At 46.2% G+C, this 16,503-nt stretch carries 16 protein-coding genes and 2 riboswitches; of the genes, 3 read left to right on the top strand and 13 right to left on the bottom strand.

Annotated features, from left to right (window positions below; genetic code table 11):
- Window positions 1-31: 31 nt before the first annotated feature.
- A complete protein-coding gene (locus tag KD145_RS30640) occupies window positions 32-1,138 on the bottom strand; it encodes an ABC transporter permease (protein ID WP_212003598.1) in 1,107 nt (368 codons plus the stop codon).
- A 99-nt stretch (window positions 1,139-1,237) separates the two neighbouring features.
- On the opposite strand from KD145_RS30640, the gene KD145_RS30635 reads away from it, so the two are divergent.
- On the top strand, window positions 1,238-2,311 hold the full coding sequence (locus tag KD145_RS30635; protein WP_212003597.1) for an AAA family ATPase: 1,074 nt from the start codon (window positions 1,238-1,240) through the stop codon (window positions 2,309-2,311).
- Here KD145_RS30635 and KD145_RS30630 read toward each other — a convergent pair.
- Window positions 2,277-3,011 (bottom strand): LuxR C-terminal-related transcriptional regulator, encoded by a 735-nt coding sequence (locus KD145_RS30630; protein WP_212003596.1) that lies wholly within the window; start codon window positions 3,009-3,011, stop codon window positions 2,277-2,279. The genes KD145_RS30635 and KD145_RS30630 overlap by 35 nt on opposite strands.
- A gap of 577 nt (window positions 3,012-3,588) precedes the next feature.
- Between KD145_RS30630 and KD145_RS30625 the strand changes: the two genes are divergently transcribed.
- On the top strand, window positions 3,589-4,134 hold the full coding sequence (locus tag KD145_RS30625) for an AAA family ATPase (protein WP_212003595.1): 546 nt from the start codon (window positions 3,589-3,591) through the stop codon (window positions 4,132-4,134).
- A 6-nt stretch (window positions 4,135-4,140) separates the two neighbouring features.
- Here KD145_RS30625 and KD145_RS30620 read toward each other — a convergent pair whose 3' ends face one another.
- A complete protein-coding gene (locus tag KD145_RS30620; RefSeq protein ID WP_212003594.1) occupies window positions 4,141-4,599 on the bottom strand; it encodes an Hsp20/alpha crystallin family protein in 459 nt (152 codons plus the stop codon).
- Between the two features lie 128 nt (window positions 4,600-4,727).
- On the opposite strand from KD145_RS30620, the gene KD145_RS30615 reads away from it, so the two are divergent.
- Window positions 4,728-5,195 carry an NUDIX domain-containing protein gene (locus KD145_RS30615; protein ID WP_212003593.1) on the top strand — a complete coding sequence of 156 codons (468 nt, stop codon included), beginning with the start codon at window positions 4,728-4,730 and terminating at the stop codon, window positions 5,193-5,195.
- A 3-nt stretch (window positions 5,196-5,198) separates the two neighbouring features.
- Here the strand turns inward: KD145_RS30615 and KD145_RS30610 are convergent, their stop codons facing one another.
- The 10 genes from KD145_RS30610 to KD145_RS30565 form a co-directional block, all read right to left on the bottom strand.
- Window positions 5,199-6,131 carry a hypothetical protein gene (locus tag KD145_RS30610; RefSeq protein ID WP_212003592.1) on the bottom strand — a complete coding sequence of 311 codons (933 nt, stop codon included), beginning with the start codon at window positions 6,129-6,131 and terminating at the stop codon, window positions 5,199-5,201.
- 55 nt (window positions 6,132-6,186) lie between these two features.
- Window positions 6,187-7,521 (bottom strand): DUF5074 domain-containing protein, encoded by a 1,335-nt coding sequence (locus KD145_RS30605; protein WP_212003591.1) that lies wholly within the window; start codon window positions 7,519-7,521, stop codon window positions 6,187-6,189.
- A gap of 273 nt (window positions 7,522-7,794) precedes the next feature.
- A riboswitch (cobalamin riboswitch) is annotated at window positions 7,795-8,014 on the bottom strand.
- A 290-nt stretch (window positions 8,015-8,304) separates the two neighbouring features.
- Window positions 8,305-9,492, bottom strand: a complete 1,188-nt coding sequence (locus tag KD145_RS30600; protein ID WP_212003590.1) for a PKD domain-containing protein — start codon at window positions 9,490-9,492, stop codon at window positions 8,305-8,307.
- A 13-nt stretch (window positions 9,493-9,505) separates the two neighbouring features.
- Window positions 9,506-10,657 (bottom strand): YncE family protein, encoded by a 1,152-nt coding sequence (locus KD145_RS30595; protein ID WP_212003589.1) that lies wholly within the window; start codon window positions 10,655-10,657, stop codon window positions 9,506-9,508.
- 4 nt (window positions 10,658-10,661) lie between these two features.
- Window positions 10,662-12,668: a TonB-dependent siderophore receptor gene (locus KD145_RS30590; RefSeq protein ID WP_212003588.1), complete on the bottom strand. Its 2,007-nt coding sequence runs from the start codon at window positions 12,666-12,668 to the stop codon at window positions 10,662-10,664.
- A 117-nt stretch (window positions 12,669-12,785) separates the two neighbouring features.
- Window positions 12,786-12,988: riboswitch (cobalamin riboswitch) on the bottom strand.
- Window positions 12,989-13,017: 29 nt separating this feature from the next.
- A complete protein-coding gene (locus KD145_RS30585; protein ID WP_212003587.1) occupies window positions 13,018-13,656 on the bottom strand; it encodes a response regulator transcription factor in 639 nt (212 codons plus the stop codon).
- 132 nt (window positions 13,657-13,788) lie between these two features.
- Entirely contained in the window at window positions 13,789-15,000 is a 1,212-nt protein-coding gene (locus KD145_RS30580; RefSeq protein WP_212003586.1) for a lanthionine synthetase C family protein, read from the bottom strand.
- Window positions 15,001-15,106: 106 nt separating this feature from the next.
- A complete protein-coding gene (locus KD145_RS30575; RefSeq protein WP_212003585.1) occupies window positions 15,107-15,283 on the bottom strand; it encodes a hypothetical protein in 177 nt (58 codons plus the stop codon).
- Between the two features lie 14 nt (window positions 15,284-15,297).
- Window positions 15,298-15,456 carry a class I lanthipeptide gene (locus KD145_RS30570; RefSeq protein WP_153259992.1) on the bottom strand — a complete coding sequence of 53 codons (159 nt, stop codon included), beginning with the start codon at window positions 15,454-15,456 and terminating at the stop codon, window positions 15,298-15,300.
- 289 nt (window positions 15,457-15,745) lie between these two features.
- The gene (locus KD145_RS30565) at window positions 15,746-16,381 is read right to left on the bottom strand and encodes a 4'-phosphopantetheinyl transferase superfamily protein (protein WP_212003584.1); all 636 of its coding nucleotides are present in this window, start codon (window positions 16,379-16,381) and stop codon (window positions 15,746-15,748) included.
- Window positions 16,382-16,503 lie beyond the last annotated feature (122 nt).

Here is a 16,503-nt window from a genome sequence, read left to right as displayed (position 1 = left end):
CGCGCCGCGATATAAAAAAGTATATTGATGCCTATTCCCATTTAAACATTTTCACAGACAGCACGCCCACTATCACTGCCCATACGGCGAGGCCGCCCAGTTGCACCGGCACCTCCCAGAGATGGGCACCTTCGAAGGCTATCTTCCGCAGGCCATCTACAAAAAAAGTCAATGGCAGATAATCACAGAAGGTACGCAGCCATACAGGATAATTTTCTACCGGGAAAAAGAGGCCGCATAACAATATCTGTGGCACCGTAATCGTATTGGCGACTGGTGCGATGGAACTTTCATTGCGTATCACACCGCTGATCATAAATCCGATTCCGGTGAAGATGATCAGCCCGAAAACAGACAGGCCCAGCATCTCCATAAAAGTGAAGACACCATTGATGAGGGTAAAATCAAACACGTAATAGCCCAATGCAGTAATGATGATAAAACAGATCACCTGAAACAACAGTCTGCTCAGCATTTCACCTGCCAGCAAAGCAGTACGGCTGATAGGCGTTACAAAAATACGTTTCAGTACCAGTGTATGCCGGAGGTTGAACAACAGGAAGGCAGAGCCAAACACGCCAGCCATCAGCAGCGAAAAGCCCAGCTGCCCCGGCAGGATAAAGTCAATCTGCCGGTATACCCTGCCCGGAACAGTCACTACCTTCAGGGTAGCGGCCACCGGTTGATTAGGTAGCACCTGGCGGTTGATACCCGCCACCACTTCCTGCAGGGCCGCCTGTATCAGCGGCCGCTTATCAGCCACTGCACCGGAACTCAGCAATGATACTCCATACTGCGGTACCGGCGCCGACAATACCGGCGCAGGGATATCAATGATGCCCGCTATCCGGCCCTTCTTTAAAGCAGCAATTTGTTCGAGGGAATCCTGTTCTTTAGCCAGACTGAAAATACCCACTGCCTTTACAGCACGGTATACCGGACTGCTGGTATCGCTGCCTGGCGAAACTGCAATCTTGATTTTCACGGCCGTATTATCTACCATGGCGCCAAATACCGTAACAAAGATGATAGGGAACAGCAAGGCGAAAACGACGGAAGTAGGGCTACGCAGGGTAGCAATGAGGCTCGCTTTGGCTAACACAAGGGTAGCCTTCAGCTGACTATATTTTTTTGCCATACGGGGCCAAAGCTAAGCATTCTTCTGAAAAATCACTTTCAGTGGAACACATTATATTTGCGGTTTTATTATTCTGCCCCCTAATACCCTTTGCTTCGAATGAAAAAAGTTATCACTCCCAAAGACATCTTCCGGCAGCTCAAAGCAGACCTGATCGGAAAGGATTCCTATCGTGGCGTTACCCTCACCTATACATGGCTGGCTAATCAGTTTGGACATTTCTCGCTGGGTTTTATTCCCACTTTTGTGGTGTTTCTTATCTTGAAAAAGCATATGCCCGAATCGAGGGCAGCCCTGAATGCGGCGCTGGGCGTCAGCATCACCTGGCTTGCTTTTGAAACGTACAATTTCCTGGGACCACTGCTGTCCGGCAAAGCCAGAAAACGTTATATATTCCAGCCTGCCTGGGGTAATATTGCCTTTGATACCATTACAGACCTGCTGTATTTCTGGTCCGGCGCCTTTATGGCCTCTATCCTCTGCGGCTATACGCCGACAGCCCTCAGTGTGTTGCTGATACTCACCGCTATGGTATTGTATCCTGCCTATTACTGGTATCTTACCAAGATGTACCTGCAGACACCTTCCTATCCGTTCCAGTTCCGGCTCAGCCAGTGGAATACGGAAAGCCTGCCGCAAAAGGATATTGATGAAATACGTCGTTTCCTTGACAACAAAGGACAGGGCATGCACCTGTTTTTGTTTGGCCCCAAAAGGAGTGGTAAAACAAGTCTCAGCGTTGGCATCGCTACGGAGCTGTCTATACGTCATCATACGGCCGTATACACCTCAGCCATGAAGCTGTACTGCATGTTCTTTGAACACGACGATGCCGCATCTGCAGATGTATTGTGGACCTGGCGCAAAGCCTCTATCCTGGTGATCGATGATATCAATCCCGGCGATCCTATCAAACACGACCTGATTACGCCGGATCAGTTTCTGAGCTTTGTAGACACTTTCTCCACCAATGATATCAACCGCACTGTGTTAAGACAAACCAATGTTATCTGGGTACTGGGAGATGATGATCGTTCCAGGCAGCTGTCGGAGAGATGGCAGGATATGTTGCTGAACATAGGTGTAGAGAAGGAAAAACTGATTTCCCTGAACCTGCAGTCATGTGCTCCCCCGATGATCAGGGGAGAATATGATTTGCATATGCAAAGCTGATCAGGTGTGTCAGGCTTTTCACTTCAAAGCGTTTGTACATAGGGATAATCCTCTTTTCAATCGCTGATTGGGAAACACCGAACCTCGCCGCAATCTCTTTAAAGGAAAAGCCCTCTGCTACCATGGCAAGGGCTTCTTTCTCCTTCTCTGAAATAGCATAATGACGGAACAGTTGTTTGTTCAGCTCTTCTTCAAAAGCTGATTTTTCAGGGCCGTAGGCAGCATACCGCATTACATTGCCCAGTTTGATGCTTTCATTTTTCTGGGAGTGCCCGATAATAGCTGTCGTCTGGCCCTCTTCTACGGCAAACACTCCCACTTTGCAAATTAATGGTACATGTGTGCCGTTTTTATGTATTTTTTTCAGCTCAATCGTAAAACTATACAGCTCCAGGTCTTTTGTTATGTTGTGCAAAAACATCAGGGCTTTGTCATTCAGCTCGTTTGAAAAAGGAGCGTATTCAGGGGCCGTAATATTTACGATGGTGAGCATGGTAATCTCGTTATCAGCATATCCCAGCAATTCTTCCCAACCGTCAGCATACAACATACGGTTCTCCTTAAACGAATAAATATAAATGGCTTCATCCGGGAACCGCCGGATCGTTTTTCTGAAGTGCTCTACCTCCGGGCTGTTCAGGTCAGCTGGTACATCTGTAATAAAGGCCTTGGAATAAATTCCCAACTTATCATGCTCCATCCGTTTTTGACATAAAAATAATAAAGAATACAACAACCTGCGTAATTACACAGTTGACTGATTATGAATCACCTAATACTTTTGCGCCTGTAAACAATCCAATTGGAGTTTGTAGGAATAACACGCTGAAAGGGCCTTTTATCCAGCTACATCTACCCAGCCGCCAACTATTGGAGTAAGGCAAGACCCCATCCGTTGCAGCAGGAATTGGTTACACCCCCCAAGTTGATTTAAAAGAATGTGTTAAAAGCTGAGGGAAAAGTTTGTTAGAAAAAACCCTTCCTCATTTTGAAGCAATGTCCCCGGGGATACAGTGCAGATCATGGACAGGCAAGCCTAACGTTCATGGCTGCACTGGTCCTAAAAAGGGACTGTCGGGATACATATTTGATTTTGTGTTAAGGTTGTTATTAAATTTTTGACTGTTGAATTACCCAAGTTGTTAATCCCCATTAGTTTCAATTTGTGAAGCATTTTTGGTGGGACTCGCTCCCACCATTTTTTTATCATGATCCTTCGGGAGGATGGGTAAGAAGATATACCTATCTTTGTTTAACCCAACAAAGACCCTAAAAAGATGAAGATCGTTATTTTCGGAGCAGCTGGTGCCGGCACCAGCACCCTCGCCAAGGCATTCGCCAGAGAAAACGGATATGAACATCTGGAAGCAGATAATTACTACTGGCTGAAAACGGAACATCCTTATGAAAACAAACGCGCCCCGGCAGAACGCAACCATCAGTTTCTGGCCGATCTCAACAGCCACGATAAAGTAGTGGTAGCCGGTTCTGTTTTCAACTGGACTCCCGTAATGCCCGATCAGTTCCAGCTGGCAGTATTCCTTTGGCTCCCTACTGATATACGGATGCAACGGCTTATCCTCCGTGAAAAACAACGTTACGGTACCCTGCTGGATACCGATCCCTGGCTCAAAAAAGAAAATGCCGCTTTTATCACCTGGGCTTCCAGGTACGATGAGCCTGACTTCCGGGGCAGAAGCCACAACCAGCACCAGCAATGGATCAGCAACCTAAAAATACCGGTGCTGGAAATAACAGGAGACATCTCCATTGCAGAAAGACTGCAACGGATGCAGGAAAAAATCCACAATATGAGATCATAAGGAAGCCTACTCTACGTTTATCTGGCGGGTTACTTTCTGCGCTCTTTCCGTTTTGGGAATGTTCAGCTTCAGTACCCCTTCTTCGTAGCGTGCTACCACCTTATTGGGGTCCACACTATCATCCAGGGTAAAAGTGTGGGAGAATGACTGCTGTTTGTATTCCTGCCGGATCCAGCCTTCTTTACCTTCTTCCTTGTGTTCTTCTTTATGTTCAAAGGAAACTGTCAGCCGGTTGTTTTCAATATTGATCTGAAAATCCTTTTTCTGTAATCCGGGAGCCACCACCTGTACTTCGTAGGACTTGTCATTTTCCTTGATATTGACCGGCACCCTGTTGCGGAAACTGCTCAGGTCTTTAGGAAAATCATCAAAAAAGCGACTTAAATTATGCTGGAAAAGCTGATCAACAAAACTTCCAAAAGTAGCAGGCTGGTTGATGTCTCTTTTAGTGATATCTGTTTTCATAATTTCCGTTTTAAGTGATGAGCAATTACTTGTGAGGCATCAATCAAAATGCCAACACACAACATCAGGCTGTTAAACAAACCATCATTGCAAACGGTTTTGATATAGAAAGCAACGCCATCAACCATATGAAACAAAGTGCAGGCATTCTTCTTTACCGAAAAATAAGTGATATCACGGAGTACTTTCTGGTACATCCCGGTGGGCCTTATTTTCAGAGAAAAGATGCCGGCTGGTGGAGTATACCCAAAGGAGAGATAGAACCGGGAGAAGCGCCGCTGCAAGCAGCCATACGTGAGTTTGAGGAAGAAACCGGTTATCAGCCCGGTGGTACCTTTATACCCCTGCAACCCATTGTCCAGAAAAGCGGGAAGCAGGTATTGTGTTGGGCCACAGAAGGAGATACAGACCCGGAAAAAATTGTGAGCAATACTTTTGAAATAGAATGGCCTCCACATTCCGGCCGGAAAAAAACCTTTCCCGAAATAGACAAAGCCGGCTGGTTTGATGCCGACACTGCCAAAAAACTCATCAACGCACAACAGGCCGCCTTCATTGAAGAGCTGTCAAAATTCCGGGGCTTAGCCCCGGAATAAGCATTATAAATGCAGGTCCCTCGCACCTTTTAATTCAGTGGAGATTTCCCCCAACAATGGGCCGGCATTACAGTTCTGGCCGGTATATACCTTTACAAAATCAATCGCATTCAGACTTACCGACTGGCCGCCGGCATTCACGGCCCATGAAATATCGAAGGTATTATACCCATACGTTGGATATTCACTGGAATAACTATCGGAATAGCCCCATGCGAAAGCCAGGTTGGTAATGATACTACCAGGCACCAGGGTATTGACCAGTTTGGTACCGGTGAAGGTAATAGAATCCTGATTGGGCGCCATCGCAGGATAGTAGTTGTTAGCCGTGTGAAAGCTGTTGGCCTGCACGATACCACTATTGCCCAGATTGTCTTTCCAGGGCACATTGGTACCTGCTGCATGCGGATTGTAATACGTGATCCGGTAATTTTTGACTGTACCGGAAGCATTGTATTCACTGCCCGCCAGTTCATACCAGGGATCATCGGGGATACCGTTTCCGTTTACATCCTGACTCACCATCACAATACCCGGCTCGGACCATTGGTACTGAGGTCCCAGGGGATTACCATAAATACCCAGGTCGTTGCCCGCACCATTTACTACCGAGTGATCGAAGCCAAATACAATGTATCCGCCATAACCGCCGAGGGATACCAGATTGCTGGTACTGCCTACTACTGCCTGCGCTGCAGCGATAGTGCCGTAAGCGGATTCATTGATAAACTGTCCGGGTGCGGGCATATAGGTATACACCTTGCTGATAAGCGGACTGCTGGTAAGGGCAGCCGGTCTGATCGTCACATTGCTGACCAGTGCCGGGCGCGGGGTTTCCACATTGGTTAACAGATCATTGTTGAGCGCATCTTTACGGCAGGAAGACCAGATAAAGAGCGCAGCCAGGGCCATGGCTGTCAAACAGGGATTTTTCATACGTGTATTTTTTTAAGTGAAGAAAAAACAGGACAATAACAAATTGAGGGATCCATTAATAAAATATGGGCAATGCAGGGAAATAGTAACCGGTATAACGGACTGTTTCCTTCAGATTGGCCGTTACGGCATCATACATCAGCCAGCGGTTATCATTGCTGCCACCAAATTTGTCAGTGAGCGCAATGACCACCAGTTCCTTGCGGCGTTCATTATACCTTACAGCAGAACCATAGAAATACTGACCAGCAGGAAGTGTGAGGAACGGAGCAGACAATGAAGCTGCATTACCAGGTTCATAGCGGTAAAGCCGGGTACCGCCCACTTCAATTTCACCGATAACCTGTACCGCTTCCCGTTCAGCGATATACACCGCATCACCGGAGGCACTGGCTGTTAGTGAGCCGGAACGCCAGGCTAGAAATGCCCATGGATTAGTAGTTTTAAACGGCAGCTTCACCCGGTCTGCCGCCAGCGATATCGGGTTGATTTTTACGAGAGAGTCCTTACCGGTTACCCATATACTACCGTCTTTAGTGCGGGCAAAACCGGCGTCGCCAATACCAAATTTTTTCACCACGCTAAAGTCAGCTGCTTTGAGTGCTACTACCCCATCGTCTTTCGTCATTACAAATACATAATCACCCGCCAGTATCATGTCGCCGGCAGGGCCGTTGATACCAGCCACTTTGGCGCCCAGCACAGGACCTGTAAGATTAACACGGTACACGCCATCTATTGCACTGAGTAGTCCTCTGTTGTTATCCACTCCTACAAAAGCATAACCTTCATCCTGCGGCAGATGATCAATCCGGCCTGTTTCCTTCATCGTATAGGCATCAGCTACCACCAACGGCCCGCCGACTTTTACGGCCATATACATTTTATCCCGGTAAACGGTGGCAAACTGCAACGTGGCAGTATTAGGTCCCAGGCTCTTACCGGGGTTTTCCGTTCTGAAAACGTTCTTCACTACTTTGTTGCTGTCATAGCTATAGTACCAGAGATCGCCGTTATCATTGCCGTACTGTCCTTCCTGCAGCATAAAAAAACCGTTCTCATACTTGCCCCACACCTTGAAGTTGTAGGCAACAGAATCAACGCTGACAGTATTACGGGCTGTCACCACCACCCGGAACATTCCACTTGCAGACGCTGTAAATTTCAGGATGGAATCGGTGCCGGCAGCAGCACCATTAATCTTCCAGTCGAACGTAGTGCCGTTGGCGTTAGTTACCCGTGCCCGCAGCGTAATAGTTTCTCCCAGATGTAAGGTGTCTGAACGACCTTCTTGCTGAAGTCCAACGGCAGGTATTACTTCTTCTTTTTTACAGGCAGTAAAAAGGGCCACCAACAAGGCCAGCAGGGCAAAACACTTTTTAAAATTCATAGTGTACTAATATGTGTTGTTAATATATTTTTCTGATGATAAATGAACACATAACACCGGCACCACAGTACAGGCAAGGGAATTCCGTTTTGTTTTTTTTGATGTAAAAAAACAAGCAGGCTACAGTTGATGCGATAACAACAACCGGGAACAAAAAAAACAATACAGGTCTATAAGCCTGTAACCACACAGCACAGCGGGTGAACCAAATAATAATACGTGAACATAAAGCCGTTAAGCTCAACATTCTGGTGCCTTTCACCCGAAAGCAACAAATGACTGATGGCTACTGGCAGGTCTTCTGGCTTCCCTGCTTTCCCGGTGGCCTTCCCATCTGCATCAGCAGACAGTGGCATGGAGTAAACTCCGGGAAAATATTACCGGCGAAACGCCGGTGTGCAGGATTACAGCTACGGGGATAGCTCCGGTTTTACACCGGATTCCCTTTTAATGTTTTGCGTTAAACAAAACAACCAATTGCGGGGCAAACCTACAAAAAAAATCCCAGGACTAAAGTCCTGGGCTAAATTTGTTTTGAATAATTTTATTTGTTGTTATTTTAGATTTTTGTTTTGAATAATTTTTGCTTGTTGTTACTTTAGATTTTTGTTTTGAATAATTTTACTTGTTGTTACTTTAGATTTTTGTTTTGAATAATTTTACTTGTTGTTACTTTGGATTTTTGTTTTGAATAATTTTACTTGTTGTTACTTTGGATTTTTGTTTTGAACAATTTTACTTGTTGGTATTTTGGATTTTTGTTTTGAACAATTTTACTTGTTGTTATTTTAGATTGAGGTCTTTTACTCCGGCTACTTCTGTGGAGATTTCTCCCAGCCATCCTCCTTCTGCACGCATGCTGGTATATACACGGATAAAGTCAACACCTTTGAGTTGTACAGCATTTCCTTTTTTATCAACTGCCCAGCTGATTTTGATGTTAGCCTTTTCATTATCGTTAGACCAGTTGTCTGCATAGCCAAAAGGGAAAGCAGGACTAACAAAATAAGTGCCGGCACCGGATTGGTCCACCACATATTCATCTGTCAGTCTGGAGCCGGAGAACGTGATGCTATCGCCTTTCCACTGCGGATAATAAGGCTGAACATGATACATGTTTTTAGACAGGTATCCTGATTTCCCCTGGTTATCTTTCCATTTGATATAGGTGGTATCGGTGAGAGCAGGATAATTTTTGTTAGGTGTTTTCACCTTGTTCTCATCCGGTTTATAATAAGTGATCTGATAGTTACGGATCGTTTTGGAGCTGTTGTATTCAGAGCCGGCGATCTCATACCATTCATCATCCGGAAGTCCGTTACCATTGGCATCATAAGCCACCTCGATGATTCCCGGCTCCGCCCAGCTTTCAAAAGCATTACCAAGTACGGTGAAACTATAGGCACCCGGCACATTCAGGATCGTATGATCAAATCCCATCACGACATAACCACCAAATCCACCCAGGTGTATTGCACCCCCATTCTTCAATGCTTCTTCGGCTTTGGCATTCATTTTCTGTTGATCATCTCCGTTCTCCCATACCGGTAAGGTATGTACAAACTGGCCAGGGGCCGGCTGAAAATCAAATACCCGGGTAACCCCATTGATATATTTTCCGGCTGATATTTTAACTGGAACGTCTATACGTTTTTCTCCCTCACTATTCTTAACAATCAATGCGAGGGTATAACTTCCTTCTTTGGAAAACAGATACTGCAGCTCTTTGGTAGTGGATAAGGTATCATTGCCCAGCTTCCACAGATAGGAGGCCCCTTTATCATTTTTCACGGTGGCGGCTAAACGTACCCACTTCATATTTCCGGTGTTCACACCACCTGCCGGTACATTGACAGACACATCCGGCCCATTGGCGGGTGGCATAACGGGTGGTGTTGTATCATCACTCTTGGAACAGCTTCCTGCGAGCAGCGCCATCAGCATCACAAAAGGTAAAAGTCGTTGCTTCATTTTTCAGTTGGTTTTATTGGGTTACCGGTAAAAAGACAAAATGCCCCGGAATATCACCAGTGGTGACTGACCATCTCTTTTTGCCTTGTTTATTAAAACAATACAGTACCCCGGAAGAAACATAATCCCGGGCATCTGTTACATATACATCTTTTGTTTCAGGATCCACCATTACACCATATGGCATTTTAATAGCCTTCTCCGTGCCATCTGTAATAAAGCTACCGGGAATGATGGTTTCTGTTTTAACATTGATCATCCCATAGTTGATTCTCCAGGTGGCAGTATTATAGCTGTATTCAGAGCCATACACATAAGCTGTGTCGCCGGAGATACAGAGGTTGCTGGCAGCCATGGGGAAACGCTTTTTCACGGCATCCGTCTTAGTGTCCACCAGGTATAATGCAGAGGGTCTGTTGTAATAGTCTCCCCTGCTGGTCACGTACAAATCGCCATCACTGTCTGCTTTCAGACGATGCAGGTTAATATCAACAGGTATCTTTTTTATTTCCTTAAAAGTGCTGAGATCAATCACTGATACGGTACTATCGTATGTGGGTGGGCGATAGCCACCGGAATTGGCCACATACAGTTTACCATTCACGACGGCCATTTCCTCAGGCTGGTAGCCGACTTCCACCTTACGGGTGATCTGCAGGGTGGCGGTATCTACTTCGGCCACAATGCCTATCGGCGACCGGGGATCTATTAAAACAGGGCCTGCATATGAACTAATATAGGCTTTACCGTTAGAAAAGGTGATATAGCGGCAGTTCAGCAGTCCTATCTGCCCGATACGCTTCACGGTGTTGGCATTCATCACCTCCACCTTGTTGGACACATTAATCACGGCAAACAGCTTATTGCCATATATCTGCACATCATTGCCCACATCGCCCAGTTCTTTCACCACCGTAGGATTCGCTTCCGCATAAATATTCTTTTTGTACGATCCGCTGGTAAAATCAAAAAAGTCGAGGGTAGACTTATTGCTGCCCATATTTCCTTCATTCAGCAGATAGAACCCTTTGTACTGGTAATGCTTTACTGGAGTATCCACCTGCGTAACTACCGGTGGCACAATATCATTACCGGTACGGCAGCTGCTGACGGCCACGGCGGCCATCAACACAGCAATACCTGTAAAACGTAATAATTTTATCATGGGTTTATATGTTTACAGATAAGATGAATTTGAAATTTCTGCCGGGCATCGGGTAGTTGAGCACCACATCATAATACTGATTAAACAGGTTGTTGACCTGTGCGGTACAACGGAAGCCAGTCTTATTGAGCTTCCAGCTGCGGGTAAGCGTGATATCACTGGTATACCAGGGTTGCATGTAGTTATCCCTGATATTCTCCTTGCTGTCGTACCGTTCTCCGGTGTAGAGAAAACTATAGTTCAGGTCCCAGTCCCGGTAGCTGCCGCCCAGCACGAGGGAGCCGCTATGCCAGGGAATGTAGGGTATCTGATGACTATAAAAATTCTCTGTCCGACTGGTAAAATCCCTGGCATCCTGAAAGGTATAATTGACACGGGTGCTGAGCTGGCAGTCTTTCAGTACCTGCCAGACAGCTTTGGCTTTCACGTCTATGCCTTTTATTTTCACAAACCCCAGGTTCATCATCGTCCAGCGGAACTGGCTGGCCGCAGGCACAGCCACGATTTTGTTGGTAACCTCATTGTAATAGGCGTCTGTTTCTACACCCAGTTCCTGCAATATTTTTCCACTGAAAGTATGGTTCCAGGTAAGACCGGTATTGTATTGCGTGGCAAACTCGGGCTCCAGGTTGGAGTTACCGATATCTGTGTAATAGAGATCGTTGAAGGTAGGCATCCTGAAGATGCGTTTGTAAAACGACCTCCAGGTGATATTGGGTTTCGCAAAAGGTTGCCAGGAGACAAATACAGCAGGTGTAAGTTCCTGATGTGAAGGAGCTGCAGCATTTTTCTTCACTTCTTCATTCATGATGGTGTTGAGCAAACTGGCCTGCGCACTGAAACGGTTGAAATTCACCGAGGTGGCCAGGGCCACCAGTGTGGTAAAACGTTGAGGATAAGAGAAATTAGTCAGGTCGGCATTCAGCTTATTCCATTGAAAATCGCCGGACAGGCCCAGGTTCCACCAGCTGGTGAGCAGGTACTGATTGGCTACAGACACATATACTTCCTGCTGGCGGTAGCGGTTTTCGATATAACGCACAGTATCTGGTGCCAGATAATGCGTATAGTCGTAGGCGTATTTTCCGTTGAGCATAAGGCTGTACCGTTTGCTCAGGTCTTTACGCCAGGAAGACTGTACAAAAAAGTTGCGGTCCCATTGCCGGTCGACATGACCGAATACATTGTTGACTACAAAGCCCGGCAGGCCTCTTTCTGAATTATAGAAATAGATCCTGCTGTTCCATTCGCCGCCGTTGAGGATACCATGCAGCCCCCCTTCCACACGCAGCGCGTTGATATCACTGTTTTTGCGGATGGCGGTGGTATCATATCCTTTTTCTTTTTGATAGCGGAATTTGTATCGGCCGTTGGCATTGATCCATTCGGCATTGAAGGAAGCTGACACACGCTGGCTTATTTTTTCCTGCCAGAGGATGGAAGGGTTGATGAGGCCGAAAGAGCCGGTTTTAAAAGTACCTTTTATGTGACGTTGTTCACCGGCTTCGAAGCGGGGTTTGATGGAAGTGAGGTAGATGGACCCCGCAGAGCCATAGTCTTTTGCCGGCTGGAAGATGCTGCTTTTCTGACCATTGTACAGGGAGATCTCTTCCATGTTGTCCAGTGAGAACTTGCCCAGGTCTACCTGGCCGTTCTGTGCATTTCCTAATTCAATGCCATCGAAAAATACGCCGGTATGGTTGGTGCCCATACTGCGGACGTCTACCGTTTTCAGGCCGCCGATGCCGCCGTAGTCCTTTACCTGGATGCCGGAAAAGTAGCGCAGTGCATCTGCTACCGACTGGGTACCCAACCGCTGCAGCTCCTTGCCTTTCAGCTGCTGTCCCGGTGCGACTTCTTTATTACCGCGAGGAGCGCTGACAGACACCTCCCGCAGTTCGCGGGTTCTGGTACTATCGGTTTGTTGTGCTTGCAGCACAGCAGGCATTCCGGGCAACAGACACAGGAAAATCTTTACAAGAGCACCTCCCTGTTGGTAGATACGCATCATACTTCACCGTTTTGATAATTTCTTCAACGGCCTTCGTATCAGGAGTAAAATCAAGGTAAATTCCTTCAGGCAGTCAGCCTGCAACATGATTTACTTCCAAGCCTCATTCCACGAAGGCTTAAAAACAAATTGCATGGCAGGTATTCTGACTTATCTCTGCTCCGGGCGGCCTTCCCATTGATCATCAACAGTGGCCGGATAGATGCCCGGGCATTTGAGAGAATTACAGCAGCGGGACTGTCCGGGATTTACACCCGTGTTCCCTTTTAATTACCCTCATCCGCAACGGAGAGGAGTAAACCATTGCGCAGCGAAGGTAGCGGATTAATTTCTTTTCTTCAAAAAGTTGTCAGTGGTACCCTGACAGGAGTAGTTTGTTATCGATGGCGCATTTAATGAGCATGGCTGTATTACGGGCTTTGAATTTGCCCAGCAGGTTACGCCGGTGACTGTCCACTGTATCACTGCTGATAAAAAGTTTTTCGGCTATTTCGAGGTTGGTATGGCCGTTGGCAATCAGCCACAATACTTCTTTTTCTCTTTTGGTGATATTCAACTGTCTGGCTCTTGTCCTTCTGTCATCTGTCTGCAAAACATCTTCGAGTCCGGCTGACAGATAGGTATGCCCATTATGCACGTCACGGATGGCTTTCAACAGCTCTTCCTTATCGGCATTCTTCATCAGGCATCCACTGGCACCGCTTTCCATCATCTCATGGATACCGGGTCCATCTTTATGGTAGCTCAGTCCGAGCACCATTATCTCAGGATAGTTTCTTTTTATGACATGGCAGAGCGCTGCACCGGACATATCGGGCAAGAGGGTGTCCAGCAGAATAATATCAGCCCTATGGTGAACAAGAAAATTCAGGCACGCCTCCCCCGTTCTTGTTTCTCCCGTCAGTTCAATATCTCTTTCAAAACAGAGTAATGCGCGTAGACCTTCCAGTATCAATGGGTGATCATCAACACAATATAATCGGATCATGGTTATTTCATATTTGCTGTAACGTTGGCATGCTTTGGCATGGATTTCCGGGTGAACAGTTTTCGTGGATCAAATACTAACTGTAATATATAAAAAAAGCAAAATAAAAGCAAAATGAAACTTCCCGAAAGTTTATGAAATCAACAGACATTCATTCCAGCCTGTACTCATTTCCGGTTCCAGGAAGCCCAGCAGTGACAGTCCTACTCCTGCAATACCTTCCAGCACATTATACTCTTTAATATAATCAGGGTGAAGATAAAATTTGTACCCGGCAGGCCCATCCGTCCAGGTATTCATTTTGAGGGTTGTTTCCAGCCAGTTGAACGCGGCCTTTTCCAGGACCGGATCACCAGTGGCCAGGGCAGCCTGTTGCAATATATGCGCAATGCCTGCGCTGCCATGACATAAACAGGCATCATATACGGCTCCGTTTTTCTGATCACGGTAACAGGCAATATCATTCAGTACCGATAACGCTTCTTCATTGTAAGCCGGCTTCTGCAGACGCTTTCCGGCGCCCAGCAGCATTGTGGCGATACCCAGGTCGCCATAACACCAGCCCAAACGGCTATTTACATCGCCGCTGATCACGTTGGCGGCATTGGTTAAAGTAGGGTACAGTGACTTTCCCTTTCCTCCGGCTGCTTTCCGGTTACTCAGCACCCAGCGGGTAGCATCTTCTATCAGCCCATGGGTAACATCCCGGGCAATTCCTTTTTCGTATATCCGGCACAGTATGGCGATAATAGCAGGCACGCCATGCGACAGTCCGAGGTTATACAGGTTCTCCTCCTGATTGCGGTGGCTCTGAGAAGAAAACTGGTCTTTCCAGGCTATACCTGTAGGTAAACGGTGCGCCGACCCGGCCAGATGTCCCACCAGCTTTTCCAGATACTGCTGCGCTACTGCAGGCGGCCGCCCCAGGAAGTATAATGCCGTACCAACTCCTTCATGCAGGAAATCATTTTTACCAGCCAGCAGGGTTTCCTCCATAAAATCGCCCACTACCTCATCAATATCTGTAAAAGCATCCATCATATCATCTTCCTCAATAAAGCCCATATCCACCAGGTGCTGTATACACCAGGCAACACCGGCCACACCACCACAGAAAGATCCATTCAATGGCTGCTCAGACAAAGCCGTTATACTTTTTTGTACAATATCCAGCACCTTATCCAGATGCTCATCACGGGAAGTAAATTGGTAATAGTAGGCATAGAACAAAGCACAGCCGGTATACCCTCCTAAAAGGCCTGCATTTGTATCGTTAGCGGTAAACAGATCCAGCTCTTTGCAGATCTGCTCCAGCGTCAACTCAATTTCTTTTCTGTAGTTCATCGTTCAAAATAAAATATCCCCGGGCTAAAGCCCGGGGCTAATATTGATGAAGATTGAATAAATTTTAATCAATTATTAGCCCCGGGCTTTAGCCCGGGGAACTAATTTAGATAATACAGGAGTCTTTGCTGCAAACAGGCGCTCCCTGGCTCATACAAGCAATCACATAAGATGCGCTGCAAGCACCAGAACGCTGATCAGCACCAGCAGACTGCACATGACTAGTAAGGTCAGATACTTTGATCTTACCTAAACGGAGTTTTTTGGATGTTTCTTTTTTCATAAACGAGCTGCGGTTTAGCAATTAACCAGTGTGCTGGGAGGAGGACATTTTGCCATCAGGCTGCAACCTGTGTAGGTAGGAGCTTTTACGTCTACGCTATCAACCTGGGCTGCATTCAGTTTAGCAACTTTAATTTTGTTCAGTACCAGCTTTTTTTCGAAAGTTTTTCTCATAAAACAAATTATTATAGGTTATAAATAAAAAATAAAAAAACGTTGGAATTTTATTGTATTGGAGTATTGACTGTTATCAGTTTGAGGGTGATCAAAAAGGTTTTCTTTTGGATTATTTTTTTTGATTATTGGTACTTGATAAATGTACACAGATTCTGCGATACAGCAGCTCACGGAAAACCGTGATTTTAAAAAAAGCGATTGTTAAAACATGAAATTTACCGGTTTTACGGGATGGCTGATTACCCCCGATCCTATTGCTATCATTAAAGTAAAGGCGCCTCCTATATTAGTCGAAAACAACTTCCCTGATACTGACTGAAGGAATCGATTCTGTGGCTATATGACCTGCATATGCATTATGCAACAGCAAGGGCGTTAGTGTCCACATAAATCCATGAAGTCTTACCAAACTATCAGACAGAATATGAACAGACGGCAAATCCACAATACCCACTCCATTTGCTTTGGCCACCGCTTCCTTAATAGTCCAGAATTCATAAAACTGCCATACCGGATCTTCTGCAGACATCACCTGCTTCCACTCCTCCATTGTAAACTGGTCTTTAAAATCCATGATATCAATGGAGCCTCTTTTCTCTATATCGATACCGATTCGTCCGTTGGCTGCCAAAGCACAAACAACCATATTTCCGGAATGAGAAATGTTAAAATCCGGGTACTCCGGCAGGTAAGGCCGGCCAGCCACTGTATATTGCAACAAACGAAGATCTGCCGGATATCCCGACTCACTGCAGGCCTGCAGCAGTAAATGTTTTCCAAGCAGAGACGCATGCGCATCCTGCCAACGCTTATATCTTAACACCTGTTGTTGTTTGTCTTCCGGAAGCTGCTCCAGCAAACGGCTGAAACGCTCAGCAGACAATGGTGTATCAAAAGAGGCATAATAAACCCGTACTTCCATAAACTGAAGTTATACTCTTTTCATTATATTTGAATCATTAAACTTGTTGCATAAAATATTACCATCACTGCATACCCGCTACCACAGCCGGTTATGAACACAGACACCTGTGTATTGTTAAT

The organism is Chitinophaga sp. HK235 (genome assembly GCF_018255755.1).
Taxonomy (GTDB): Bacteria; Bacteroidota; Bacteroidia; order Chitinophagales; family Chitinophagaceae; genus Chitinophaga.
This window is presented reverse-complemented; position numbering and strand designations above follow the sequence as displayed.